Source organism: Hymenobacter rubidus (genome assembly GCF_016734815.1).
Taxonomy (GTDB): Bacteria; Bacteroidota; Bacteroidia; order Cytophagales; family Hymenobacteraceae; genus Hymenobacter; species Hymenobacter rubidus.
This window is the reverse complement of sequence record NZ_JAERQF010000002.1, coordinates 107508-132794: the sequence shown is the minus strand read 5'-3', so window position 1 is coordinate 132794 and position 25287 is coordinate 107508. Positions and strand designations below refer to the sequence as shown.

The 25287-nt window shown below is 59.0% G+C and carries 19 protein-coding genes; 1 reads left to right on the top strand and 18 read right to left on the bottom strand.

Annotation, left to right across the window (positions count from 1 at the left end):
• Nucleotides 1-17: 17 nt before the first annotated feature.
• The 8 genes from JKL48_RS01855 to JKL48_RS01820 all read right to left on the bottom strand — a co-directional run bounded on the left by JKL48_RS01855 (nucleotide 18) and on the right by JKL48_RS01820 (nucleotide 10363).
• The gene (locus JKL48_RS01855; protein ID WP_201977784.1) at nucleotides 18-326 is read right to left on the bottom strand and encodes a hypothetical protein; all 309 of its coding nucleotides are present in this window, start codon (nucleotides 324-326) and stop codon (nucleotides 18-20) included.
• A gap of 104 nt (nucleotides 327-430) precedes the next feature.
• Nucleotides 431-1099, bottom strand: coding sequence for a lipoprotein signal peptidase (locus JKL48_RS01850; RefSeq protein WP_201977783.1), 669 nt, complete (start codon nucleotides 1097-1099; stop codon nucleotides 431-433).
• A 146-nt stretch (nucleotides 1100-1245) separates the two neighbouring features.
• Nucleotides 1246-1917, bottom strand: coding sequence for a lipoprotein signal peptidase (locus tag JKL48_RS01845; protein WP_201977782.1), 672 nt, complete (start codon nucleotides 1915-1917; stop codon nucleotides 1246-1248).
• A 167-nt stretch (nucleotides 1918-2084) separates the two neighbouring features.
• Nucleotides 2085-5534: an isoleucine--tRNA ligase gene (gene ileS / locus JKL48_RS01840; RefSeq protein WP_201977781.1), complete on the bottom strand. Its 3450-nt coding sequence runs from the start codon at nucleotides 5532-5534 to the stop codon at nucleotides 2085-2087.
• Between the two features lie 147 nt (nucleotides 5535-5681).
• Nucleotides 5682-8126, bottom strand: coding sequence for an efflux RND transporter permease subunit (locus tag JKL48_RS01835; RefSeq protein ID WP_201977773.1), 2445 nt, complete (start codon nucleotides 8124-8126; stop codon nucleotides 5682-5684).
• A 27-nt stretch (nucleotides 8127-8153) separates the two neighbouring features.
• The gene (locus tag JKL48_RS01830; RefSeq protein ID WP_201977771.1) at nucleotides 8154-8510 is read right to left on the bottom strand and encodes a DUF5615 family PIN-like protein; all 357 of its coding nucleotides are present in this window, start codon (nucleotides 8508-8510) and stop codon (nucleotides 8154-8156) included.
• Nucleotides 8511-8513: 3 nt separating this feature from the next.
• Nucleotides 8514-8762 carry a DUF433 domain-containing protein gene (locus tag JKL48_RS01825; RefSeq protein WP_201977770.1) on the bottom strand — a complete coding sequence of 83 codons (249 nt, stop codon included), beginning with the start codon at nucleotides 8760-8762 and terminating at the stop codon, nucleotides 8514-8516.
• 98 nt (nucleotides 8763-8860) lie between these two features.
• On the bottom strand, nucleotides 8861-10363 hold the full coding sequence (locus tag JKL48_RS01820; RefSeq protein WP_201977768.1) for a glycine--tRNA ligase: 1503 nt from the start codon (nucleotides 10361-10363) through the stop codon (nucleotides 8861-8863).
• Between the two features lie 285 nt (nucleotides 10364-10648).
• On the opposite strand from JKL48_RS01820, the gene JKL48_RS01815 reads away from it, so the two are divergent.
• The gene (locus tag JKL48_RS01815; RefSeq protein ID WP_201977766.1) at nucleotides 10649-12052 is read left to right on the top strand and encodes an inorganic phosphate transporter; all 1404 of its coding nucleotides are present in this window, start codon (nucleotides 10649-10651) and stop codon (nucleotides 12050-12052) included.
• Between the two features lie 183 nt (nucleotides 12053-12235).
• Here JKL48_RS01815 and JKL48_RS01810 read toward each other — a convergent pair whose 3' ends face one another.
• The 10 genes from JKL48_RS01810 to JKL48_RS01765 form a co-directional block, all read right to left on the bottom strand.
• Nucleotides 12236-12751: a hypothetical protein gene (locus JKL48_RS01810; protein WP_236668557.1), complete on the bottom strand. Its 516-nt coding sequence runs from the start codon at nucleotides 12749-12751 to the stop codon at nucleotides 12236-12238.
• A gap of 154 nt (nucleotides 12752-12905) precedes the next feature.
• A complete protein-coding gene (locus tag JKL48_RS01805; RefSeq protein ID WP_201977764.1) occupies nucleotides 12906-13400 on the bottom strand; it encodes a DUF4385 domain-containing protein in 495 nt (164 codons plus the stop codon).
• A 997-nt stretch (nucleotides 13401-14397) separates the two neighbouring features.
• A complete protein-coding gene (locus tag JKL48_RS01800) occupies nucleotides 14398-16032 on the bottom strand; it encodes an Ig-like domain-containing domain (protein ID WP_201977762.1) in 1635 nt (544 codons plus the stop codon).
• On the bottom strand, nucleotides 16016-16300 hold the full coding sequence (locus JKL48_RS01795; RefSeq protein WP_201977761.1) for a hypothetical protein: 285 nt from the start codon (nucleotides 16298-16300) through the stop codon (nucleotides 16016-16018). The genes JKL48_RS01800 and JKL48_RS01795 overlap by 17 nt, the downstream gene beginning before the upstream one ends.
• The gene (locus JKL48_RS01790) at nucleotides 16300-17205 is read right to left on the bottom strand and encodes a class I SAM-dependent methyltransferase (RefSeq protein ID WP_201977760.1); all 906 of its coding nucleotides are present in this window, start codon (nucleotides 17203-17205) and stop codon (nucleotides 16300-16302) included. The genes JKL48_RS01795 and JKL48_RS01790 overlap by 1 nt, the downstream gene beginning before the upstream one ends.
• 297 nt (nucleotides 17206-17502) lie before the next feature.
• Nucleotides 17503-19371 (bottom strand): tRNA uridine-5-carboxymethylaminomethyl(34) synthesis enzyme MnmG, encoded by a 1869-nt coding sequence (gene mnmG / locus JKL48_RS01785; protein WP_201977759.1) that lies wholly within the window; start codon nucleotides 19369-19371, stop codon nucleotides 17503-17505.
• Between the two features lie 192 nt (nucleotides 19372-19563).
• Nucleotides 19564-20295, bottom strand: a complete 732-nt coding sequence (locus JKL48_RS01780; protein ID WP_236668556.1) for a GNAT family N-acetyltransferase — start codon at nucleotides 20293-20295, stop codon at nucleotides 19564-19566.
• A 175-nt stretch (nucleotides 20296-20470) separates the two neighbouring features.
• Nucleotides 20471-20968, bottom strand: a complete 498-nt coding sequence (gene ybeY, locus JKL48_RS01775) for an rRNA maturation RNase YbeY (protein WP_317191878.1) — start codon at nucleotides 20966-20968, stop codon at nucleotides 20471-20473.
• 5 nt (nucleotides 20969-20973) lie between these two features.
• Complete coding sequence (locus tag JKL48_RS01770) at nucleotides 20974-21420, bottom strand: ATP-binding protein (RefSeq protein WP_201977758.1); 447 nt, start codon at nucleotides 21418-21420, stop codon at nucleotides 20974-20976.
• A gap of 164 nt (nucleotides 21421-21584) precedes the next feature.
• Entirely contained in the window at nucleotides 21585-25115 is a 3531-nt protein-coding gene (locus JKL48_RS01765; RefSeq protein WP_236668555.1) for a DUF4175 family protein, read from the bottom strand.
• Between the last annotated feature and the right edge of the window lie 172 nt (nucleotides 25116-25287).

Genomic DNA, 25287 nt, shown 5'->3' with positions numbered 1-25287 from the left:
AAAGTCGTTAATGAATACTAGTTCCAAACGGCCAATGCCATGCCTTTTGCGTCGTAAAGCACTAGGGCTTCGGGGCCGTTATAGCTTTTCTCATCCAGTTGGACGGTTAGAATACATCCTGTAGTGAGTAGAAACGATACTTCGGTTGTGTTAATGCTCACTTGCTTCACAGTGGAGGAAGGGACATTGCCAATATCCTCGCAGTGCGAGAAAGAATATGCGTTGTACACCACGATAGAGTACGCATCAAAGCCGAGCGTTACTGACTCCGCATCGAGCAATAAGCTTCGAACTATGTGGCCTTCTACTTGACGAAACAGGTTCATAGCATTCAAAATAGCTTAACGAAGCGGTAGAGATGCTTCGACTGCGCTCAGCATGACGTTCTACGATTCTACGATTACCGTTCAACGGCCCGGCCTCTCCCCTGCTACGCCAGCTTCTCAGCATCGGCGGCGACTAGGGGCTGGGGCTCGTTGGGAGCGGCAGCGGGCTGCGATTCGTTGAAAAAGCGGTTCTGGTTGAGCAGAATCAAGGCGACGCCGATGAAGATGGACGAATCGGCGATGTTGAAGATGGGGAAGCCATTGCTGTACGAGCCGCCGATGAGGGGCCAGGATTTGGGGAAATAACCCACGTACAGCGGCACGAAAATCATGTCGATGACCTGGCCATAGAACCAGCGTGTGGGCGAGCCTACAGGGGCGTTATTGTAGATAATTCCGTAGAAAATCGAGTCAATCAGGTTGCCCACTGCGCCGCCGAGGATGAGAGCCATGCAGGCGATGTAGCCAGCCGCCACGCGCTGGCGGCAGAGGCGAATAATGTAGTAAATCAGCCCACCCACGGCCAGCATGCGGAAGCCGGTGAGCACCAGCTTGCCGTAGGGCGCGGGCAGCTCGGCCCCGAAGGCCATGCCGGGGTTCAGCGTGTAGGTGAGCTTGGCCCACTGGCCGAAAATCGGGATTTCGCCGGCCGAACCGAGCTGCATGTAGGTGTGCACCAAATACTTCGACAGCTGGTCGATGGCAATGATAAACAGGGCCAGCAGGAAGAATTTAGCCGCAGAATGCTGGCGGGTGGTGAGCGTTGGGTGCATTGTAGAGAGCTGTCCTTGAGCAGAACGAAAGGACAAAGAACGGCATGCCGGAAGTTGTAGCGTGGACTCTGAGAGTCCGCGCAACCCGACAATTCCCGAACGACACCCGTGCGGGCGCGGACTCGCAGAGTCCACGCTACAGTTCGCTACGCCAGATTCTCCGAGTCTGGAGCTACCAGCGGCTCACTCTGCTTCTCAGTCGCAGCCGCAGGCTCTTCTTGCTTGAAAAAACGGCTCTGATTGAGCAGAATTAACGCTACGCCGATGAAGATGGAGGAGTCGGCGATGTTGAAGATGGGCCAGAGCGAGACGTACTTCCCTCCTACCAGCGGCCAGTTTTGGGGCAAAAAGCCTTCGTAAATGTCCACGTAGAGCATATCGATGACCTGGCCGTAGAACCAGCGCGTGGGCGCGCCAAATGGCGCGTTGTCGTAGATGATGCCGTAGAAAATCGAGTCAATCAGGTTGCCGACGGCGCCGCCGAGGATGAGGGCCATGCAGGCGATGTAACCGCCGGCCGCGCGCTGCTGGCAGAGGCGAATAATGTAGTAGCTCAAGCCAAACACGGCCAGCAGGCGAAACCCGCTGAGCACCAGCTTCCCATACGGCGCGGGCAGTTCGGCCCCAAAGGCCATGCCGGGGTTCAGCGTGTAGTGCAGCTTGAACCAGTGGCCGAAAACGGGGATTTCACCCCCCATGCCGGGCTGCATGTAGGTGTGCACGGCCCACTTCGAGAACTGGTCGATGGCAATGACGAACAGCGCCAGCAGGAAGAATTTAGCCGCGTTTTGCTGGCGAGTGGTGAGCGTTGGATGCATTCAGACGGGGCCAAAAGTGGCGGGAGCGACGGCCTGTTTTATTACCGTCCTTTTGTACCTTTTACAACTGATTGTCTGAGGTTTTGTGCGACCAAAGACGAGCTTATTGACTGTTTGTGCGGCCGAGGACTCGCCGGGTATTTCACCTCCCGGCGAGTCGTTCAGCATCAGCTAGTTGCGACCTCCAAAAAGACCGGCACAGAGTAGTCATCAAATTCGAGCACGGAACCACCGTTCACATCGGCCGCGAAGGTGAGGGCGAGGGCCTGCGTTTCGGTGCGGATGTAGTCGCCGAACGCGGCCACGGCGGCAGTGAGCTCGGGCTGCTGGTCTGCCAAAGTGACGCGGATTTTGTCCTGCACTTCCAGGCCCGAGTCTTTGCGCAGGTTCTGCAGGCGGTTCACCAGCTCGCGGGCGAGGCCTTCCTGGCGCAGCTCGTCGGTCAGGGTCACGTCGAGGGCCACGGTGAGAGGGCCGTCGGTGGCCACGAGCCAGCCGGGCAGGTCGTCGGTGCGGATTTCCACATCGTCGGGGGCCAGGGTGATGGGCTGGCCATCGACTTCTACGGCGAGGCTTCCCTCCTTCTCCAGCTTCGAGATTTCGGCCGCCGTCATCTGCTGAATGCGGGCGCCCACGGCCTTCAGGCGCGGGCCATATTGCTGGCCGAGGCGCTTGAAATTGGGCTTCACCGACTTCACCAGCACGCCGCTTTCGCTCTCGTCGTCGAGGAATTCGATGTGTTTCACGTTGATTTCGGCGCAAATCAGGTCCTCCACGAGGCCGACTTGCTCCTTGGTCGATTCGTTCAGCACCGGCACTAGGATGCGTTGCAGCGGCTGCCGCACCTTCAGCACCGACTTTTTGCGCAGCGAGTGGGCCAGCGAACTGATGCGCTGGGCCAACTCCATGCGCTCCTCCAGCTTCGGGTCGATGCGGGCCGTATCGGCTTCTACCAGCAAGGTCAAATGAACCGATTCCGGGGCCAGGGGCGTGTTTTTGGCCTCGGCCTCGGCGCGCATGCCGTCGGTCATGTTCTTGTACAGCCACTCGCCGAAGAAGGGCGCGATGGGCGACATTAGCTGCGCCACCACCACCAGGCACTCCTGCAAGGTTTCGAAGGCAGCGCGCTTATCCTGAGTCAGTTCGCCTTTCCAGAAACGGCGGCGCGAGAGGCGCACGTACCAGTTCGAGAGCTGGTCGGTCACGAAATCCTGGATGGCGCGGGCGGCCTTCGTGGGGTCGTAATTGTCCAAGTGCCCGCGCGCTTCCACAATCAGCGACTGCAATTTGCTCAGCACCCAGCGGTCCAGCTCGCTCAATTCGGCGTGCGGCACGCGGTCGAATTCGCTGGTCTGAAACTCGTCCAGGTTCGCGTAAAGCGCATAGAACGAGTACGTATTGAAGAGCGTGCCGAAGAAACGGCGCTGCACCTCGGTCACGCCGGCGGGGTCGAACTTGAGGTTGTCCCACGGTGGCGCGTTGGCAATCATGTACCAGCGGGTGGCGTCGGGGCCGAACTGCTTGATGGTGGCAAACGGGTCGACGGCGTTGCCGAGGCGCTTGCTCATCTTATTGCCGTTCTTGTCGAGCACCAAACCGTTGGCAATCACATTCTTGAAGGCCACCGAGTCTTCCAGCATCACGCCCAGGGCGTGCAGCGTGAAGAACCAGCCGCGGGTTTGGTCCACGCCTTCGGCGATGAAATCGGCGGGGAAATTCTTCTGGAACTGGCCCTCGTTTTCGAGCGGATAGTGCCACTGCGCGTAGGGCATGGCGCCGCTGTCGAACCACACGTCGATGAGGTCGGGCTCGCGGTACATGGGCTGGCCGGTGGGCGAGACGAGGAAAATATCGTCGACGTAGGGCCGGTGCAGGTCCACTTTTTCGCCGTTGGCATAGGGGTTGTGGGTCATGATTTCGGCCGCCACGGCCTTGTCAATCTCCGCCTTCAGCTCGGCGATGCTGCCGATGCAGATTTCCTCCGTGCGGTCCTGGGTGCGCCAGATGGGCAGCGGCGTGCCCCAGTAGCGCGAGCGGCTCAGGTTCCAGTCTACCAGGTTCTCCAGCCAGTTGCCGAAGCGGCCGGTGCCGGTGCTTTCGGGCTTCCAATTGATGGTTTTGTTGAGCTCGATGAGCCGGTCTTTCACCGCCGTGGTCTTGATGAACCAGGAGTCGAGCGGGTAGTAGAGCACGGGCTTGTCGGTGCGCCAGCAGTGCGGGTAGGTGTGCTCGTACTTCTCCACTTTGAAGGCCGTGCCGTCGCCCTTCATCTTGATGACGATGCTCTCGTCCAGCGTTTTATAGTCGGCGCCGGTTTCGTCGTGGCCGTCGTAGTTTTTCACCCAGCGGCCCGCAAACTCGCCCATTTGGGGCACGTAGCGGCCCGTCCGGTCCACGATGGGGCCGAGCGTGCCTTCGGCATCCGGCACCATCAGCGCCGGGATGTCGGCCAGCTGCGCGGCCCGGAAGTCATCGGCGCCAAACGTGGGCGAGATGTGCACGATGCCCGTGCCGTCCTCCGTGGTCACGAAGTCGCCGTTGATGACGCGGAAAGCCCGCTCTTCGCCTTCAAAGTGAGGGAAGCCTTCTTCAGGGCCAAAAAGACGCTCGTACTTGATGCCGACGAGGTCTGCGCCAGTAAATTCTTCGTTGATAACCCAACGAGTAAGCAGGCCTTTTTTGTTGACTACTGGTTCGTCACTTGCCCAGTTCATCGTCAAATAAGAGTTGCTTCTATTATGCTCTTCAGTTTCAGCAAAGTATTTGCCGAATAAATTTTCAGCCAGAATTACAAGCTGCTCCTCCCTTGTGTACTGATTAACAGTTCTTACAAGTAGGTACTTAATGTTTTTACCTACAGCCAAGCCCGTATTTGCCGGCAAAGTCCAAGGCGTAGTGGTCCAGGCTAGGATATAGACATTTTGTTCGCCGTAAGGACCATCAAGTAGAGCTTTCGATTTCTCATCCCAAATCACCTTAAACTGCGCCACCACGGTCGTGTCCTTCACGTCCTTGTAGGTGCCGGGCTGGTTCAACTCGTGCGACGACAGGCCGGTGCCGGCAGCCGGCGAGTACGGCTGGATGGTGTATCCCTTGTAGAGTAAGCCTTTGTCGTAGAGCTTCTTGAGCAGCGCCCAGCAGCTCTCGATGTATTCCGGCTCGAAGGTCACGTAGGGGTCGTTGAGGTCGACCCAGTAGCCCATTTTCTCGGTCAGGTCGTCCCACTGCGCCTTGAAGCGCATGACGGTTTCCTTGCAGCGCTGGTTGTAGTCCTCCACGCTGATTTTCTTGCCGATGTCCTCCTTCGTGATGCCCAGCTCCTTCTCCACCTGCAGCTCGATGGGCAGGCCGTGGGTGTCCCAGCCGCCTTTGCGGGGCACTTGCTTGCCCAGCAGCGTCTGGTAGCGGCCGAAGATGTCCTTCACCGTGCGCGCCATCACGTGGTGGATGCCGGGCGCGCCGTTGGCGGAAGGCGGGCCTTCGTAAAATACGAACGTAGGCTGGCCTTCGCGGCTGCTCACGCTCTTTTCAAAGATGCCGTGCTCCTTCCACCAGGCGAGGATGTCCTCGCCGAGTTGGCCGTAGTTGAGCGGCTGCTTGTATTCGGGGTATTTCATTGGGTTAGGTAGTCAATCGTCAGTCCATCAGACCGTCATGCAGAGCGCAGCGAAGCATCTTTACCGCGCAACGCATTCATTTACTATTGCGGTAAAGATGCTTCGCTGCGCTCTGCATGACGGTCTTTTTAATTGTTCAGCCTCGTTCTAAATCGAGTAATCGCCTTCGTAATCGGAGGCTTTGTGCATTTCTTTCAGGTTCAGGTCGGCGTCATCGTCCTCCTCGTGGTACGACTCATCGTAGTGCCGAATGAGGGCGTTGGTATCCGTGTCGCCCTTGCCGTGCTCAAACGTCACGAGCAGCGAGGGCAGCAGTATCAGATTGGAAAAGTTTGTTATCAACAGCGACGCCGACATTAGCATTCCCAGCGCCTTGGTACCGCCAAATTCGCTGAAGGCGAAGATGCTGAAACCCACGAACAACACGATGCTCGTGTATATCATGCTAGTGCCCGCCTCGCTCAGCGTCACGGATACGGCTTCACGCACCCGGCCGCCGTTCAGCGCCATTTCCTGGCGGAATTTGGCCAGCAGGTGGATGGAGTTATCCCCATCAATCCCCAGCGCAATTACGAAAATCAGGGCCGTGCTGGGCTTAAGCGCAATGTTGAAATAGCCCATAATGCCGGCCGTGAGAATCAGCGTGACAGCATTGGGGATAAGCGCAAAAAGCACCGTTTTGAACGAGCGGAAGAGGATGAGCACCACCAACCCCACCAGTCCGAAGGCCATGAACAAGCTGTCGCGCAGAGTGTGAATGACGTACTCGTTGCCCTTGGTGAAGATGATGGTCGTACCCGTGGGCCGAATGTCCATGCCCGTGCCTTTGAAGATGCGATTCATCTCCGGGATGATTTTCGTGTTCATCAGCGTGTCCAGGTTCTGGGAGCCGATGTCCGCGATTTTCAGGCTGATGCGGGCCTTCTGGCTGGTGCTGTCGATGAAGGAGCGCAGCAGCTTGCTATTCATGCCCGCCCCGCCGGCCGAGCCGCCGGAGTTGGCCAACGCACTAAGAATGAAGTTCTTTTCCGAGTTGTCGGGCAGGCGGTAGAACGAGGGGTTGCCGTTGTAGAAGGCTTGGGTGCTAGCCTTGAGGAAAGTAACGAGGCTGACGGGCGGCGACAGCTCCGGCTGCGTCCGCAGGTACTTCTCAAACTGGTCGATTTTCTCCAGATTCTTCAGCTTGAAGAGGCCCTTTTTCTTGTGCGTATCAACCTCGAATTCCAGCGGCATCACGCCATTAAAGTGGCTTTCGAAGAAGGCTAAATCGGAGTTCACGGAGCTTTTCTTGGGCAGGTCGTCCACCATGTACGACACGGCTTCGATGCGCGAGATGCCGATGGCGGCGCCCGCCACCAGCACCAGCGCGGCGATGTATACGGTGGGCCGGCGGTCAAGCACGAGGTGGTCGAAGAACTCCAGCAGCTTGGTGAGAGGCGCGGCATCGAGGTGCTCCAGCTGCTTGGGCGTGGGCGGCGGCAGGTAGGTGAAAGCAGCCGGAATCAGGATGAAGCTGATGATGAAGGCCGCGAAAATGTTGATGGTGGCGACCAGGCCGAACTGGTAGAGAATGGCAATATCCGTGAAGGCAAACACGATGAAGCCCACGGCCGTGGTCGTGTTGTTCATCAGCGTGACGAGGCCGATTTTGCGGATTACCCGGGTCATGGCCAGCATCTGGTTGCCCGATTTGCGGTAATCGTAGTGGTAGCGCGAGAGCAGGTAGGTACAGTTCGGGATGCCGATAACGATGATGATACTGGGAATCAGGCCGGTGAGCAGGTTGATTTTAAAGCCCAGCAGCACAATCGAGCCGATGCACCAGATGACAGTGACACCCACCACGATGAGCGGAAACAGCACCGCCGACCAAGTCCGGAAGAACACCAGCAGCGTGATACCGGTCACAATCATGGCCAGGATGGTGAAGAATTTCATCTCCCCGGCCACCTTGCTTGTCATCGTGGAACGCACGTAGGGCAGGCCGGCGTAATGCAGCTTGATGCTGGTTTTCTTCTCAAACTGCGCCGCGAAGCCCAGAATGTTGTTCATCACCGCCTGCCGCTTCGAGGAGTTCAGGTACTTCGGGTCCATGGTGAGGGCCAGCAGCGTGGCCCCGGTGTTCGGGCTGATGAGCTGGCCTTTGTAGAACTCGACGCTGTTCACGACGCGCATCAGGCTGTCGAGTTCCTTCTGCGAGCGAGGCGGCGCTTTGAAGATGGGCGCGGCCTTAAAGCTGTTGCTGGCCGTGTCCTTGCTGATGTTGAGCAGTTTGCTCACACTAAGCACACCGTTCACGCCCTGCACTTTAGCCAGCGTGTCGGTCAGCTGCCGGAACTCGTTGAAATTACCCAGCTTGTAGATGGAACTGTCCTGCAGGCCGATAACCAGCACGTTGCCGTCTTCCCCAAACGTCCGCTTGAACTGCTTGAAATAGAGCATGTCCGGGTCCTTCTCGCTCACCACCTGGGCGAAGTCGTAAGTCATTTCCACGTCCTTGGCCTTATAGGCCATGACTGCTGTGATGGCAGCCAGTAGCACCACCAGCGACAGGCGGAATCGGATGATGAAGACGGCGAGCTTTTCCCACATAAAATCCTTGTAAATAATCAGGCAAAATTACAGGTCAGCCACCGGGCTGGGCACGGTTTCTACCCAATCGGGATAAATACGAACTAATCGGCAGCCCGGCAAGCGGCTGGCAGCCTGAGCCGTGGGCCACCATCGCTCCAGAATTTCCCAGATTACCCGCCGCGAAGCCGGCCCTACGCACAGCAGAATGACGATGGGTGGCCCTTCCAGCAGCGCCAGCCGCTCAAAGTCGGCATCTCGCGTCACGATGGTTAGCTGATGCTGCCGGGCGTAGCGCCAAATGACGGAATCGTGCCACTGGCTGTCCGGCAGCATCTCACAGTCACTGTCGCGCCAGAAAACGAGCTTTTTGGGCAGGTTAGCGTCGATTAAATATTCCGCCATGCGCTAGGCGGCCACCGGCAGGTAGGTACGCTGGCTTAGCGCTTCGAGGGCCATTTTCATGGCAAACTGCTGGCAGGCTATGATGTCGGCCGGCTCCAGAAAATCAAAATCTTCCAGAATTTCTTCTGGACTGTCGCCAGCCGCCAGAAATTCCAGAACCGTTTGCACCGTCAGCCGGTGTCCCCGAATGGTTGGCCGCCCCCCGCACAAATCCGGATGAACGGTAATTCGGTCGTGAATGTAGCGGAGCATGGCGATGGAGTTGGCGAAGAATTAACTGATAACGGCAGCGGCCCGCAGAAAGGTGCCCCGGCAGTGGCGCGGACTCTGCGAGTCCGCGCCACAAGCTACTACAGCTGCTCAAAAATCCGACGGAAGCTCACCGCCTCGCCGATGTAGGCGCGCAGCTCCGAAATCGGCATGCGGGTTTGCTCGCGGGAGTCGCGGTGGCGCACGGTCACGGTTTCGTCTTCCAGCGTCTGGCCATCCACCACAATGCAGAAGGGCGTGCCGATGAGGTCCTGGCGGGTGTAGCGCTTGCCGATGGCATCCCGCTCTTCCAGCACGAGGCGGAAATCGAACTTCAGCGCGTCGAAGATTTCCTGGGCCTTCTCGGGCATGCCGTCTTTGCGGACGAGCGGGAAAATGGCGGCTTTCACCGGGGCCACGGCGGGATGCAGCTTCAGCACGGTACGGGTTTTGGTGGTCTGGGCGTCGCCCTCGCCTTCCGTGATGGTTTCTTCCTGGTAGGCGTTGCAGAGCGTGGCCAGGAACAGGCGGTCGGCACCCACGGAGGTTTCGACCACGAAGGGCACGTAGTTGCCGTAGGCCTTGCCGGTGGCAGGGTCGATGTCGGCATCGAAGTACTGCTGCTTTTTGCGGCTCAGGTTCTGGTGCTGGGTCAGGTCGAAGTCGGAGCGGGAGTGAATGCCTTCGATTTCCTTGAAGCCGAAGGGGAATTCGTACTCGATGTCCACAGCCGCCTTGGCGTAATGGGCCAGCTTGTCGTGGTCGTGGAAGCGCAGCTTGGCGGCCGGCAGACCAATAGCCTCGTGAAAACGACGACGGGCGGCTTTCCAGGTGTCATACCACTCGCCTTCGGTGCCAGGGCGCACGAAGAACTGCATCTCCATCTGCTCAAATTCCCGCATGCGGAAGATGAACTGCCGGGCCACAATCTCGTTCCGGAAAGCTTTGCCAATTTGAGCAATGCCGAACGGAATCTTCATGCGGGCCGACTTCTGTACGTTCAGGAAATTCACGAAAATGCCCTGGGCCGTTTCGGGGCGCAGGTACACGGGCGGTGCATCGCCGTCCACGGCCGAGCCCTGGGTGGAGAACATCAGGTTGAACTGGCGCACCTCGGTCCACTTGCCGGTGCCCGATACGGGGCACAGAATTTTCTCGTCGATGATGAGCTGGCGCACGCCGGCGAGGTCGTTTTCCGTCAGCAGGCGGCCCATTTCGGCGGTGAGGGCAGCGCCGCGGGCGGGGTCGCCGGCCTTCTCGTATTCAGCGGCTTTTTCTTCGAGCAGCACGTCGGCGCGGTAGCGCTTTTTGCTGTCGAGGTTGTCAATCATGGGGTCGTTGAAACCGTCGACGTGGCCCGAGGCCTTCCAGGTTTGCGGAGCCATAAAAATGGCGGCGTCGATGCCCACCACGTCGGCGTGCAGCTGGGTCATGGTTTCCCACCACAGGCGCTTGAGGTTGTTTTTCAGCTCCACGCCGTTGGGGCCGTAGTCGTATACGGCGGCTAGGCCGTCGTAGATTTCCGATGACTGGAACACGAAGCCGTATTCCTTGGCGTGGGCCACAATATCCTTAAGCTGGGTGGTTTCGATTGCTGGGTTCATATCCACAAAAGTAGGCCGGTACGGCGGAAGCCGAAACTTGTGCGTAGAAGGCGCGAAACAAGAACGTCATGCTGAGCGCAGTCGAAGCATCTCGCGTGCCATCACTAATCCTTTCTCTTAAACGATTGAATCACTATTGCACGCGAGATGCTTCGACTGCGCTCAGCATGACGTTCTAACTCAATCCCCTCTGCCCCGCGTCACAATTCGGTAACATAGGGTCTGTAAGCTACCTCCCTACCTTTGACCCATGATTACATCCAATTTCCCACAAACCCGCCTTTTATGTTTGGTTTAGAACCTCACGTACTTCTGCTTCTCGGCCTGTGCCTGCTGGCCGCCTGCGCATTTGAGTTCGTGAATGGCTTTCACGACACGGCCAACGCCGTGGCCACTGTCATCTACACCAACGCGCTGCGGCCGTGGGTCGCGGTTATCTGGTCGGCGTTCTGGAACTTCATCGGCGTGTTTGCCGGCGGCATTGGCGTGGCCATGGGCATCATTTACCTGCTGCCCGTCGAAACGCTCGTCGACCAGAACGTGTACCACGGCATTGCCATGGTGGGCGCCCTTATCCTGGCCGCCATTATCTGGAACGTGGGCACTTGGTACTACGGCATTCCAGCCTCCAGCTCGCACGCCCTCATCGGGTCGATTCTGGGCGTGGGTATTGCCTTTTCGCTGCTGCCCGATTCCAAAGGCGCGGCCGTGAACTGGAGCAAGGCCGGCGAAACCGGCATCGCGCTGCTGGTGGGCCCGTTGCTGGGCTTTGCGCTCACCATCGGCATGATGTTCCTGTTTAAGCGTTTCACGCCGAGCAAGGCCATTTTTAAGGAGCCGCATAAGCGCAAGCCCCCGCCCCTCTGGATTCGCCTGCTGCTCATCACCACCTGCACGCTGGTAAGCTTCTTCCACGGCTCGAACGACGGCCAGAAGGGCGTAGGCCTCGTGATGCTGATTCTGATTGGCATTGTGCCTTTCCGCTTCGCCCTCGACGAAACCAAGAACCCGCTCGACCTGCGCGAGTCGCTGGGCAAAATTGAGTACGTCATCGGCCGCGTAAACCGCGCCGACCTCAGCCCCAACGACCAGAAAAGCCTGGCCCAAATTCAAACCGAAACCGCCGACCTCGACCGCATTTTCGAAGGCAAAACCAACGTGAAGGACCTGCCGCAGCAAACGCGCTTTGAAATTCGTCGCGACGTATTGCTGCTGGCCAACCAGTCGAAAAAGCTGCTGGCTTCGCCCAACGTGAGCCTCAGCACCCAGGACCGCAACATCTACGACGCGGCCACGAAGGAGATGAAAACCTTCACCGACTACGCTCCCTGGTGGGTGCTGCTGATGGTGAGCCTCTCGCTGGCCGTGGGCACCATGATTGGCTGGCAGCGCATCGTGAAAACCATTGGTGAGCGCATCGGCAAGGAGCACCTGAGCTACGCCCAGGGCGCCAGCTCCGAGCTGGTGGCCGCGGCCATGATTGGCGTGAGCACGCAGTTTGGCCTGCCCTCATCGACCACGCACGTGCTCACCTCGAGCATTGCAGGCAGCATGGTGGCCAGCCGCGGCGTGAAGAACATCAACCCCGGCATGGTGCGCAACATTGCCCTGGCCTGGGTGCTCACCCTGCCCGTGACCATGGTGCTCTCGGGCCTGTTGTTTCTCCTGTTCCGCGCAGTGCTGGGCTAACAAAACGTACCCGCTTGAATACGAAAAAGGCTGCCCTTCAACGGGGCAGCCTTTTTCGTGCTCGGCAAATTAGCAAAGCCAACCGTTGCTAGCGGAAAGCCAAAACTGGGGGATAACCCCACTGTTTTTAGTTACTTATCCACTTATCCACAGTAAAAACAGCGGTAAATGTGGATAAGTGAGCTACTGTTTGGGCCACTGCACTTCCATGTCGTCGTTGATGAAGACGCCGAAATTGACGAACTGCAGCTCGCCTTCTTCAAAGTATAGGTCTATCATCGACTTCTCGTAGGAGAGGCGTACCGCGCCCTCTTCCATGGTTTCGAGCTCGGGCGTGGGCTGGTTGTGACGCGCCATGATGGCCTTCACCTGGTCCACGCTCAGGCCGTAGATGGCTTCGCCGAAGAGGCGCATGTTGGGGTTATCGGTTTCGATGCAGCTCAGGCGGAAGTCGTCTTCGCGGTCGAAGTAGAGCGAAAGCAGGTAGTCTTCCTCGTGGTAGTTCCAGGCTTGGTGCTCAAAGTCGTCGTCGTCGTCGGACTCTTCAATTTCCTCGGGCTCGCCCACGAGGGTGCGCACTTCGTCCATGGTGGCGCCGAAGCGCAGCGGGCCCATGCCGGTGCCCAGTATAATTTCGTTTTCCTCGATGCTGGAGGGTTGCGTGGTGCTCATGCGGTTGGGGTGAAGGGTAGTCAGCAAAGGTAGGCAGGGAGGTTGGGTGTTCAGCGGGTGTCGGTTGTCATCCTGAGCGCAGCGAAGGACCTTATCACGACTGTGCCAATTGGTTTGCTGCAAGCCGGGCAGTCGTGATAAGGTCCTTCGCTGCGCTCAGGATGACAGGCAGAATTATACCTCACTTTCCGTATTTCTCCATAAATGCGTCTTTCTGACGGATGTATTCGGGGTTAGCTTTGGCCTCGTCCCATTTGCGCTTGAAAATGGCAGCGGCCTCTACCTTGTCGGCATCGGGGTGGGTGGTGCGGGGCAATTCGGCACGGCCGTGGGCGCCGCTCTGGCCTTTTTTATCGTCGGGCACGGGGCCGTCGTATTTTTTGCCGCCTTTGTGGTTGGCATAGCGCCGGGCCCGGGTGAAGCCCATCTGGATGAACTTCCGGGCCATGTCCGCCCCTACAAAGTCGTGGGCTTTCAAATAAGCCTCAAACAGCGCGTAAATCGTCTCGGACGACTCCCGGGCTGCCGCCGCGTCTTTGAAGCGCCAGTGCGGCAAAATTTCGCCCTTGTAGGGCTGCACCAGCAGCACGCCCTGCTCGCCCCGGCCCACGCGGTAGAGCTCGGGGTGCTGGCGGAAGTCGGTGGTGTGGAAATCGAGGGTGTAATCGAACGGCATGGCGGGTGGGCAAAAGGGTTGGAACGACCTTTTTACGCACTTTTCCACAAAGCGGCAGGGATAACTCCGCTTTTTGCAACAGCTTTTTCACCAAACCTTGGAAGGCGCCCTTTTCTGGGGGCCGGACTCTGTTTGCAAAGCGCGGCCCGAACCGTGGGGCAGGAAGCGCAGCTTTTCTGGTTTTCCCCAGTCTTAACTTTTTATTAAATTTTTTTCTAAAAAACTCTTCTTGTTTCCACTCATTAGGTCAGTTGATAAGTGGATAAGCCAGCGAGGTTATCCCCAGCGTGGAAAACGTGGGGGTAAGGCCGGGCTTTTCCACGTGCTATACACCAGCATTGTGGAAAGTAAAGCGTTGTAATAAAGCCGGTTAAATTGTTTTTCAACATCTCCACCGGCTTTCCACATTTTTATTATCCACCTTTAAATAGCGGTGTGGGAAGGCCCGCTGCCGGGTGGAAGTTATCCCCGTTTATCCCCGTGCTTTGGTCCCTGTGCAGGCGGCTGAATGGCCAAAAAAACTTGTGCCCCATTTATCCCCGTGTTGTGCCCCTGTTTCCCCTAGGTTATCCCCGAAATTTCCCACAAAGCCAAACCCGTGTGGAAAAACCCGTGGAAAACCGGTGGATTAGTATGAAAAACCACCCCCAGTAACTGGATTCAAAGCTTATTTATCCACGAAACCGCGTTGCGGGGTGTGTTCTTCACGTTAAGGCTGATTAGGAAGTGCCTCGTTGACCGTTCCGACGCCTCGGCGTCCGACCGGCTGTTGTCAGAACGATGCGCAAACGACCGTCGACCTAAAACCGGTCGGACGCCGAGGGCGTCGGGACCGGCCCGAGCCGTTTTTCTAAACAGCTTCGTTAACACCAGGTCAAAAACGCGGATAATTCACTCTGCGCAAACTGAGCCCGACGACGAAGCCCCGGCCGGACGGCCTTCGAATGAGGAAGGTCCGCCCTGCCAGGGCCAGGAAAAGTTCTGAAGGGGGCCGCGACTAAAACGCGAGGTTCTCCACAATGTCGAAACCGGCCCGTACTTGCTGGGGCCTGGGGTCGAGGTACACGGGCTCGGGCGCCAAGAGCAGGTTGGGGTCGCCGCCGCGCCAGCGGCCATCGCCGTCGGTGTCAATGAGCGCGCGCAGGTGGTAGGTGCCGGGCGCTATGTCGGAAAACAGATAGCTTCCTTTGGGGGAGGCCAAGCTGGCCACTACCTGCAGCTTGTCATCGAGCAGTTGCAGCTCGAAATTCTTTGCCTTGGTGGTGATGGTGCCCGCAAGACTGGTCGAAACGTCTTGCTCGCTTAGGCCGAGGCGCAAAGGTTTTAGCCGCAGGTTCTGGCCAGTTATGGCGGTGATGGCCGTGCTGTCGAGCCAGATTTCGAGCCGGGTTTTGGCTTTGGTATTGAAGCGCACCATGAGGTGGGTGCGGTCGGCGCTGAGGGTACCGTCGGTGGGCAGACGCAGGGGGCGGCGCTTCACCGAATCCTCGACCAGGGTGCCGAAAGGCCGGTTTTGCACTACCCGCACCGGTACCTGAAACTGAAATTTGACCTGACCCTCGTGGTACACGGAACGGGGGGCGCCTTCCACGGTGTAGAGCGTGGGCTGAAGCGTTTTTTTGGCGGCGGCGGCCGGCACCGGAAATTTAATGTTGAGGGTATCGTGAGCGACGTTACCCGTGCTGTCGGCTGTGGTGAGCAGGTAGCGACCGTCGCCCACTTCCGGGGTTTTGAAGACCACCACGGCGCGGCCTCGTTCGGCGAGTTGCACGGCCTCGGCCACCGCGGCGGCACTGGCCGAGGCACCGAGCGGCGAGAGCACGGCCGTTCGCAGGCCTTCGTTAAAGTTGATGCTCAACTGCGTGGGCGTGGGGTTTCGGGAGGTGAGGAGGGGCGGCCGTTTGTCCGGCTGCGTGAGCACGAGCGCGAAGGGCGCAGCGGTGCTGCCCACAATGCTAACGGGGGCAGGCAGGTAAGCTATTTTTTCACCTTCGTCGTAGTGGCCGTTGTTGTTTTTATCGACCAGGGCATAGAGGTTATAAGAACCATCTTTCAGAAAATTCAGGCTGAATTTGCCGCTCTTATCCGTGAGAACGGTGTAGTACGGCCGGCCCTTGCGCACCCCCAGGGTGTCGCCCACGCGGTAGAGGCCGATGCTGGCGTCGGCCACGGGTTTTTGGGAAAGAACGTCGGTCAGGGTGCCGCTCACTTTGCCAGAATCGAGCACCGCGCCGGTACTGAAGGTGAGGTAGGCGTTTTTGGCCGGCAGCGCTTCGGTAATGTCCACCACCCCGTCGCGGAAATTGAAGCTGTAGGTGGTATTCGGGTCGAGGGGCTTGTCGAAAAGTAGCGTGACGGAGTTGCGGTCTTCGCGCAGCTTGTAGGGATTGTCTTCGGGCAGCTGCGGGGTGATGAGCAGGTTTTTGCTCAGGTCCTTGGTGATGACGGGCTCCGAAAAAATCAGCCGCACAAACTGCTGCTTCACGTTGCGGGCCGCGCTGTCGGGCGAGCTGCTGATGCGGCGCGGGGGGGTGCGGTCGCGCGGGCCGCCCAGGGGCGGGGCCACGGCGGCGCAGCTTTCAAGCAAGGCAACCAGCGCCAGCAAAGCCAGCAATTCAGCGCGAACGGACATTATACAGCAGCAGCGTGGTGAGCGTAAGAACAACAATGGCCGCCCCGATGCGCAGCCCCGTGCGGCGCGTCACCTCGTTGGTCGGCTCGGCGGCGCTAACGACCACAATGCGCCGGGCGGTATCGGCCACAAAGGTCGGCGTTGGCTTTTTGATGGAATCGGGCTGCGTCTGAGCAGGCGCAGTGGGCACGGTTTGGGCATAAGCAGCCGGCAGCAGGCAAGCGGCCACGGCCAGCCCCCTCCCCCACCGCCGCGCCGCCCGTCGCATCAGGCCGCCGGGGTGCGCCGCCCGGCCACGTACAGCAGGCTCGAATACTGCCCCTCGTGGTCGGCCGCGTACTGGTTCGACTTGTAGCCGGCCTTGAGCACGGTGAGCAGGCCGCCGGCGCGCTCGGCCTTGTGCTTCTCGCTGAGCATGCTCACGTAGTAGGCATCGAGCGGCATAGGCAAGGTTTGGCGGATGGTCAGCTTGTGCTTTTTCAGCAGCTGGGCCATGGTTTTGGGGGCGAAGTGGTAGAGGTGGCGCGGCACATCGTAGGCCGCCCACAGCTCGCGGTAGTGCTGGGCGTCGAGGCTTTCCACGTTGGGCACGGCAATGAGCAGCACGCCATCGGGCTTCAGCAGGGCCACCAGCTGGGCTAGGGTTTCGTTGAGGGTATGAATGTGCTCCAGCACGTGCCAGAGGGTAATCACATCAAACGTGCCGGGCTGAAATTGGGACAAGCTCTCCTGTCCGATGGGCTGGCCGAGGCGCTGGCTGGCCTCCTCGCGGGCGCGGGCGTTGGGCTCCAGGCCGGCCACCTGCCAGCGGGCGGCTTTGGCGGCGGCCAGAAAATGGCCCGTGCCGCAGCCGTAGTCCAATAATTTGCCCCGGCGCGGCGCCAGCTTGTTCAGCAAACTCACCTTGCGGCGCATGGTGAAGAACCGCGCCACCTTGTAAGCTTGGTTCACGAAGCCCTGGGCCGCGCTGTTGTGCGACACGTAGGCGTCCGACTCGTAGTACTTGCCGATTTCGGCCTCGTTCGGCCGCGGGTTGGTGAACTGGAAGCCGCAGCCCGCGCATTGCACGATGGCAAAGCTTTCGTGGCTAACCGTGCGGTCTTCCACCACCATTTTGTTGCGAAACTCGGTTTTGCCGCAAACCGGGCAATTATCTATTCGTTCGTAGGACACGGATACTTCTAAAGGCAAAAGCCGGCCGGCACAAGTGCGGCGCAGCATAATTCGTAGCCCGGCAAAGTTCGCAAGATTTTAGCAGGAACGGAACGGACTATTTTCAGAGCAAAAAGAACGTCGTGCTGAGCGTAGCCGCAGCATCTCTACCGTGCCATTTGTCATGCTGACGGAGGAAGCATCCTATCACGTTTCAACTATTTGTTATGACGTGATAAGGTCCTTCGCTCTGCTCAGGATGACAGACGGCGCAGTAAAGATGCTTTGGCTGCGCTCAGCACGACGTTCAAAGATGACCTAACGGCCCAAGTACACCATCAGTACCGACACATCGGCGGGCGAGATGCCGCTGATGCGCGAGGCCTGCCCAATGGTTTCTGGTTGAATCTTGAGCAGCTTTTCGCGGGCCTCGTGCGAGAGGGCGGGCATGGCGCGGTAATCGAGCCGGCCCTGAATTACGAAGTTTTCCAGCTCCTGCATGCGCTCGGCCTGCTGCTGCTCCTTCAGCAGGTAGGTTTCGTACTTGATGTTGATAATGGCCTGCTCCAATGCTTCTGCATCGTAAGCCGCCAACGCTTCATCGAGCGCGGGCAGGGCGCGGCGCAGGTCGGTCAGCTCCACGTTGGGGCGGCGCAGCAGGTTCACGGCGCGGGTTTTTTCGTGGATTTCGGCCGAGCCCAGCTCCACCAGTAGCGGGTTGATTTCGGCCGGCTCGATGGCGAATTTCTGGAACAGCGTGCCGATTTCGGCGGTCTGGGCTTCCTTCATCCGCACGCGCTCCAGCCGCTCATCCGACGCCAAGCCCAACTCGTGGCCCAGCGGCGTGAGGCGCAGGTCGGCATTATCCTGGCGCAGCAGAATGCGGTGCTCGGCGCGGCTCGTGAACATGCGGTAGGGCTCGTCGGTGCCTTTGTTCACCAGGTCATCAATGAGCACACCGATGTAGGCTTCGCTCCTTTTGAGAATGAAGGGCTGTTTGCCGTGCACCTTGTTGTGGGCGTTGATGCCAGCCATCAGGCCCTGGCAGGCGGCCTCCTCGTAGCCCGTGGTGCCGTTAATCTGGCCCGCGAAATACAGACCCGCAATCAGCTTGGTTTCGAGCGTGAGCGCCAGCTGGGTAGGCGGGAAAAAGTCGTACTCGATGGCGTAGCCGGGGCGGAACATCTTGGCGTTCTCAAAGCCCGCTATTTCGCGCAGGGCGCGGTACTGCACGTCCTCCGGCAGCGAGCTGCTGAAGCCGTTGATGTAGCATTCCACGGTGCTCCAGCCCTCGGGCTCCACAAAAATCTGGTGGCGGTCCTTGTCGGCGAAACGGTTGATTTTGTCCTCCACGCTGGGGCAGTAGCGCGGCCCCAGGCCCTTGATGCGGCCCTGGAACATAGGCGACTTCTCGAAACCCTCGCGCAGGATGTCGTGCACCCGCTCGTTGGTGTAGGTGATGTAGCAGGGGCGCTGCTGCGTGAGGCGCGGCGTATCGAGGTAGGAGAATTTGCTGGGCACCTCGTCGCCGCCCTGGGCTTCCATTTTGGAGTAGTCCAGGCTGCGGCCGTCCACGCGGGGCGGGGTGCCGGTTTTCATGCGCCCGGCTTCAAAACCCAGCTCCACCAGCTGCTCAGTGATACCGCGGCTGCCTTTCTCGGCCGCCCGGCCACCGCCAAAATTCTTCTCGCCGATGTGGATGAGGCCGTTCAGGAAGGTGCCGTTCGTGAGCACCACCGACTTGCCGCGGAACTCAATGCCGAGCTGCGTTTTCACGCCTACCACGGCGTCGTTTTCCACCACGATGCCGGTCACGGCTTCCTGCCAGAAGTCCACGTTGGCGATGCCTTCCAGGGTCAGGCGCCAGGCTTCGGCGAAGCGCATGCGGTCGCTTTGGGCGCGGGGGCTCCACATGGCGGGGCCCTTGGAGCGGTTCAGCATCCGAAACTGAATCATGGTCTGGTCGGTGATGATGCCCGACTGGCCGCCCAGCGCGTCGATTTCGCGCACAATCTGGCCCTTGGCCACGCCGCCCATGGCGGGGTTGCACGACATCTGGGCGATGGTATTCATATTCATCGTCACCAGCAGCACCTTCGAGCCGAGGTTGGCGGCGGCAGCCGCGGCTTCGCAGCCGGCGTGGCCCGCGCCTACTACAATGACGTCGTATTCTTCTTGCTGAAACATAAGCGCAGAGTTTCGCGGAGGGAGCTGAGTTCCGCGAAGTATTTGACAAAGTTCGGAATAACTAAAACAGTTCAACCGGAAAACTTTGCGCACCTCGGCTTAATCCGCGAAACTCTGCGCTAAAAGGCAGCCAGTTGTCAGTTTCACGTGAAACGGCTTGTGGGTTCAGGAATTCGGGTTAGGCAGAACCGTTTAGTCGGGGTCGACCATTTCGCGCAGGTCTTCGGACAGCCATTCATCCAGCAATTCGGCCGAATGCGCGTTGACGATTTCCCAGGAAAAAGGCTGCCAGAAGCCCCGCACGTTATCAAAAACCTCGGTGGCCGCCGCGCAGGCGAATAGTTTGTAATCGAATTTGGGGTAGCCGTGCACGAGGTAGCCGGGGTAGTAGTACTCCAGGCGCAGGCGGCGGGCGTAGTCGGTTTTCAGCAGCAGCAGGTACTTTCCGAGGCTGAATTGACGGTAATCGGGGTCGTAGAAATTCAGGATACCGGCCATGGTGCGCTCGCCAAGGTCGAAGATGCCGGCAGCTATCAGGCGCTCGCCGTCGCGCAGCTCGATGACCTGGGTGTTGAACGCGTTGTGGGGCTCACCGCCAAGCAGCACGGCTTCGATGGTTGGAGCAGCATCGAAGGTGATGGAGGCGTGGTAACGGGCGTACAATTCCTCATATTCCTCGGTGAGCCGAAACGGGCAGACGGTGGCGGCAAACCGGGCGTTGCGGCGCAGCAGCCGGCGCTGCTCGGGGCCCCATTCTACGCGGCTCAGGTCCAGCCGCAGCCAGTGGGCGGTGTAAAGGCGCTTGCCGAAGGGCACGAAGTGGCAGGTGAATAATTCCTGCTGCATCCGGTAGTAGCCTTGGGCCAAGTAAAAATCCAACGCATCGCCCCGAATAATGGGCAGGGCAGAAGGGGAAGCAGACATGGAAAAAGCGGGAAGACGACTAGAAACCTATAAAAAGAACGTCATGCTGAGCGCAGTCGAAGCATCTTTCCCGCAGTAGTAATCCCATTAATAAGGGTTAGTCACACGGGAGAGATGCTTCGACTGCGCTCAGCATGACGTTCTTTTTAATCTTAGCTGAACAACAACGGCTGGGCTAAAAAGTGCGGAGAGACAGGCAGTCGTCTTCCTTTTTGCGCATGGCCGTTTGGCTCAGCAGGTCTTTGTCGTGGTAGCCGAGCAGGTGTAGCACGCCGTGAATCATGACGCGGTGCAGCTCGTCGCGGAAGGGGATGCCCAGGTCCTGCGCATTCTCGCGCACCCGCTCCACGCTGATAAAGATGTCGCCCTCCAGAATGTCGGCGTCGTCCGAATTATCGAAGGTGATGACGTCGGTCAGCGTGTCGTGGTCGAGGTACTCGACGTTGAGCTGGTGCAGGTAGTCATCGGAGCAAAAGATGTAGGTGAGCTGCACAATGCGGTGCTCGTGCACCTTGGCCACGCGCTCAATCCAGTCAATTACCCCTTCAGCATCGGACAATTCAAATTCAGGCACGTCCTCCACCATGAACTCGATGCCGGGAGCTTCGTGGTGGAGCTCGCCGGGTGGGAAGTTTTCGTGGTGGGGCGGGCCCATCGGCGGGGTACTCATCATGGCAATCAGGCCGCGATGTGGTCGGCGGTGGAGTTTGTGCCGGCGGGTGCGGGCGCGAGCTGGAACGTGAGCTGCACGCGGCGGCCGTCTTTGCTAAATTCCACTTCATCGGCCAAATGGCGAATGAGAAAGATGCCGCGGCCACCGGGATTTTCCAGGTTTTCGGGCGCCGTGGGGTCGTCCAAGTTGTCGTAATTGAAGCCGGCGCCCTCGTCCTCAATCTCAAATTTGAGCTGTTGCGGCTCCACGTACAGCGACAAATAGACGTTCTTGTCCTTATCGAATTTGTTGCCGTGGCGAATGGCGTTATTTACTGCTTCGGTTACGGCCACCATGATGTTGCCGTAGATATCGTCCTCAATCTGAAAGGTATCCTTGGAGTTATCGATGAAACTCTCCACCACGCGGATGTTTTCGACGAGCGACGGAATCTGAATTTTTACCTGCTTCATAAGGCGGTTTGATAGGTAGGACGGCGGCGGGTTAAGGGCGGCAAAAATAGTCTTTTGGCAGCAAAGCGCCACCACTATTTATGCGGGCCCACCTTACCTGGTTCCGGCAGAACATGAATCGGTTAACGAAACCAGGAGACGTTTGGATGGGAGGCCGGCCATGGTTACTTGATTTTTTGAAAATATTCGCCCACTTCGCGCTGATAGTATGGAGTGAGGCTTGGTGGAGTACTACGTAGTAATTCCGTCTGGCGTTCTTTGCTGACCTTGTATTTGTCGAAGGCAGGCGGGAAAACCGGTGGTTTATACTGAGCAGCTTGGGCTTCGCGTTTGGTGTCCTGGTCGCGCTCACGGGCCGATTTTTCTACTTCCAGCAAGCGGGTAAGGATTTGCTGCTGGCGCATGATGGTTTCCTCGGTCAGGCGCTTGTTCACGAGGTCGGTTTCGGTTTGTTCCATCATTTTCTTGATGTCGCTGGTGCCCTGGCCGCCGCCTTGGTCGCTTTTGCCGTCCTTGCCGTTGGGGCCACCTTCCTTGCCTTCTTTTCCATCCTTGCCGTCTTTGCCCTGCCCGGCCTGGCCTGCACCGCCGGGCTTGCCCTGGCCCTGCTGCATCTTGTCGAGCTGCTGCATGGCCTGGCGCAGCATCTGTTGCTGACCGGCCAGCTTGGCCAGCTCTTCCGACATGGCCCGGCCCGATTTGCCGCTCTGCGAGAGTTTCTGAATCTGCTCGTTGAGCTGTTGCTGCATCTGGCCCATGTTGCCGGGGCCGGGCTTGCTGCCCTGGCCCTGCCCTTTGCCCTTGCCTTTCTTTTTGCCGGGCTTGCCCGGGCCGTCCTGGGGCGGGCCCTGGCCGGCCTTGGCTTCCTGCTGCATCTGGTTGAGGGAGCTTTGCAGCATCAGTGCCAGGTTGTTCATGCTGGTCATGGCCTGCTGCTCGGTGGCGGTGGCGCGCGTCAGGTCGCGCTGCTGGATGTGGGTGAGCGACTCGTCCATGCGGCCGTTCATCTCGCCCACTTCGCGGGTCACAAAGCTCTGAATCTTGGGCTCCTTCTTGGCCAGGGCGTAGAGCGAATCCTGAATGATTTTGGCGTCGTCGCGCAGCTTGCGCTGGGTCTGGCCGAGCTGCACGAAGCGCGGGTCACTCTGATTCACCTTGCGGAAATCCTTCATTAGCTGCTCCTGGTCGAAGCTCAGGGTGAGCAGGTTTTCGAGGATGTCGCGCAGGTCGTCGATGTTTTGTTGGGCCTGGTCGCTTTCCTCCTCGCTCATCTGGTCGCGCATTTTTTGCGCCATTTTCTTCATGCGCGAGGCGGCGCTTTTCTGCTTGCCGGCGGCCTTTTTGTTCTGGTTTTTGCTGAGGCTCTGCTGGCTTTCCTGCATGTCCTGGTCGGTCTGCTCCTGTTCGGGCTTCTGCTCGTCCATGCCGTTCTGGTCGCCCAGCTCCTTGTCCATCTGTTTCAGGTCTTGCAGCTCTTTTTTTAGGTCTTCAAATTCCTTTTGGTTCTGGGCCTGCTCCTGCTTGAGTTGCTCCTGCTTGGCTTTCTGCTCCTGGTTCGAGGCATTGTTATCGGGGTTTTCCTTGTCGTTCTGCTCAGTTTTTTCGGCCAGCTTTTCTTCCTGCTTGGCCAGCTCGTCGAGCTTGTTGGCGGTTTCCTCGGCCTTCTGCTCCAGCTGCATCTGCTTAAACATTTCGAGGGCGCGGTCGAGCTCTTTTTGCAGAGTATCTTCTTTGTTTTCGAGCTGTTGGAGCAGCTTCTGCATCTCGGCGTCGGGCTGTTTTTTTTCTTCCAGCAGCTTTTGCAGCTTGTCGTAGAGCTTCTTGGTTTCGGGGTCGAGCAGGTCGGCCATCAGCTTTTTTAGCTCCTCGGCTTTTTTGGCCAGCTCCTCGCTTTTGGGACTGAGCTGGTCCTGTTTCTGCTGCAGCTGGTCAAACATCCTTTGCATCTGCTCCATCTGCTGGTTGAGCTGGTTTTTCTGGTCCAGCATGTTTTCCAGCTGCTTGCGGTCCTGGAAGCTCAGGTCGCGCTTGGTTTTCAGTTTGTCCTGAGTTTTGGCCAGCTCGCGCTCCAGCTTCTCGCTTTGCTTGGCGGCCTGGCTCATTTGGCTGGCCACGGATTGGGCCTGGGCCTGCATTTCCTGGCGCAATTCGCGGCTGCTCGGCAGGCGGAACTCGGCCGGGCGGGTGCGAGTGGCCTTGGGGCCGTGCACCCCGTCGTTGTCCCAGGCTTCCACGAAGTATTCGAGGCGGTCGCCGGGGTGCATGTTCAGGGCACCCAGGTTCCAGGTATAGGCATAAGTGCCGGCGCTCTCACGGGGCAAGCCCAGCGGCGTGGCCCCTACGCGACTGGGGACTGAATTTGGTCCTTGCCCGGCGCGGCGCAATGCATAATGCAGTTCCAGCCGGGTCAGGCCGTAGTCGTCGCGCACGGTGCCGCCCAGCGCCAGGTAGCGCCGCGTCACGGTATCCGAAAAAGCCTCCAGCGTGAGCGTGGGCGGCAAATCGGGCACGGCCGTGAGTTGATAAGAAATGGGGTCGCGGTTGAGGCTGGCCGGGTTTTTCAGGCGCAGCACGTAGGGCTGCGAACGCAGTACCCGCCGCTCGGCTACGAAGGTGCCGTCGTCGCCGGTGGCGGCCAGCGTCTCGTCCGGGTTCTGGAACACCAGCGCCAGCTCATCGGTGGCGGCCGTGGCAAATTCCCAGCGCACCGTGCTGCCTTCGGGCACGGTCAGGTTGCCGCCGTTTTCAATGGTTTCGGCCGCCTTGCCGGTGTAAGCCGGGTAGGTGATATTGACTTTAAAATCGCGCAGGTTGGGCCGCTCCAGCACCGTGAGCTGGTACTCGGGCGAGGCAAACCCGGCGCCTTTCAGCTGAAACGTCACGTCGCCCTGCGGCTGCTCAAACGTGTAGCGGAACCGGTCGCCGCGCCCAGCTACCTTGCTCAGCTTGCGCTCGCCTTCGTCGAAGGCAATGCTCACGTCGGCCGGCAGCGCGTTGCCCGCCACGCCCACATCCAGCGTAAAATCTTCCCCTTTGAAAGCCGTCAGCTTGGGGTTTTTAATCTGAAACTGAAACGGCGCCGGCGGCGAATACGCCCGCTTGTAGTGCCAGATACGCTCGGTGCCCTGCACCAGGAAGCTGGGGTAAAACGCCAGCAGCAACAGCAGCACGGCGGCGGGAATAGCCGCGTATTTCCACAGCGGCCGGCTCTGCTGCTGAATATCGATGCCTTTGGCAAAGGAAATGTCGCCCATTTGGGCGGCGCGCTGCTCCAGGCTGGCGGTGATGAGGGCGTTGTCGCGGGCCTGGCCCTGCAGCTGCAAGGCATTGAGCAGGCGGTCCTGCACTTCGGGAAACAACTCCCCTACCCGGCGGGCCGCCTGCTCGTCGCTAAGCAGCCGGCGCAGGTTGGTGAGGGCGGCCAGCGGCGTCCAAATCCAGCGGGCAAAGCTGTAAACAGTGAGGCCGATGAAGCCAAACAGCAGCCCGGCCCGCACCACGGTGGGCAGGTAAAGAAAATATTCGAGCCCGTTGAACGCCACAAAAAATGTGAGCAGCAGCCCACCGGCCACCAGCAAGCCACGCACCAGCAGGTTAAGGTAAAACTTGCGCTTGAAGGCTTCCAGCTCCGTTCGCACCCGCGCCAGGGCGGGGTACTCGGCCGCCGAAGCGCCGCGCTCCATCAGCATCGCCATAAATCAGGTCTTAGTTGGGAAAGATACATCAGGAGCGGGCTGCTTGGTTCGTTTGGCGGGCATAGAACGTGTAGCGCGAAATTTCATTTTGCATCGAGCAGCGCGAGTTCTAACCACTTCAGAAAGTAGGATTCGCTTCGCTCATTGCGAAATGAAATTTCGCGCTACTCGT

What these genes read in the sequence shown, in the direction of transcription:
- JKL48_RS01855 (WP_201977784.1), bottom strand. Translation starts at nt 326, where the DNA reads ATGAACCTGTTTCGTCAAGTAGAAGGCCACATAGTTCGAAGCTTATTG.
- JKL48_RS01850 (WP_201977783.1), bottom strand. Translation starts at nt 1,099, where the DNA reads ATGCACCCAACGCTCACCACCCGCCAGCATTCTGCGGCTAAATTCTTC.
- JKL48_RS01845 (WP_201977782.1), bottom strand. Translation starts at nt 1,917, where the DNA reads ATGCATCCAACGCTCACCACTCGCCAGCAAAACGCGGCTAAATTCTTC.
- ileS (WP_201977781.1), bottom strand. Translation starts at nt 5,534, where the DNA reads ATGAAATACCCCGAATACAAGCAGCCGCTCAACTACGGCCAACTCGGC.
- JKL48_RS01835 (WP_201977773.1), bottom strand. Translation starts at nt 8,126, where the DNA reads ATGTGGGAAAAGCTCGCCGTCTTCATCATCCGATTCCGCCTGTCGCTG.
- JKL48_RS01830 (WP_201977771.1), bottom strand. Translation starts at nt 8,510, where the DNA reads ATGGCGGAATATTTAATCGACGCTAACCTGCCCAAAAAGCTCGTTTTC.
- JKL48_RS01825 (WP_201977770.1), bottom strand. Translation starts at nt 8,762, where the DNA reads ATGCTCCGCTACATTCACGACCGAATTACCGTTCATCCGGATTTGTGC.
- JKL48_RS01820 (WP_201977768.1), bottom strand. Translation starts at nt 10,363, where the DNA reads ATGAACCCAGCAATCGAAACCACCCAGCTTAAGGATATTGTGGCCCAC.
- JKL48_RS01815 (WP_201977766.1), top strand. Translation starts at nt 10,649, where the DNA reads ATGTTTGGTTTAGAACCTCACGTACTTCTGCTTCTCGGCCTGTGCCTG.
- JKL48_RS01805 (WP_201977764.1), bottom strand. Translation starts at nt 13,400, where the DNA reads ATGCCGTTCGATTACACCCTCGATTTCCACACCACCGACTTCCGCCAG.
- JKL48_RS01800 (WP_201977762.1), bottom strand. Translation starts at nt 16,032, where the DNA reads ATGTCCGTTCGCGCTGAATTGCTGGCTTTGCTGGCGCTGGTTGCCTTG.
- JKL48_RS01795 (WP_201977761.1), bottom strand. Translation starts at nt 16,300, where the DNA reads ATGCGACGGGCGGCGCGGCGGTGGGGGAGGGGGCTGGCCGTGGCCGCT.
- mnmG (WP_201977759.1), bottom strand. Translation starts at nt 19,371, where the DNA reads ATGTTTCAGCAAGAAGAATACGACGTCATTGTAGTAGGCGCGGGCCAC.
- JKL48_RS01780 (WP_236668556.1), bottom strand. Translation starts at nt 20,295, where the DNA reads ATGTCTGCTTCCCCTTCTGCCCTGCCCATTATTCGGGGCGATGCGTTG.
- ybeY (WP_317191878.1), bottom strand. Translation starts at nt 20,968, where the DNA reads ATGATGAGTACCCCGCCGATGGGCCCGCCCCACCACGAAAACTTCCCA.
- JKL48_RS01770 (WP_201977758.1), bottom strand. Translation starts at nt 21,420, where the DNA reads ATGAAGCAGGTAAAAATTCAGATTCCGTCGCTCGTCGAAAACATCCGC.
- JKL48_RS01765 (WP_236668555.1), bottom strand. Translation starts at nt 25,115, where the DNA reads ATGGCGATGCTGATGGAGCGCGGCGCTTCGGCGGCCGAGTACCCCGCC.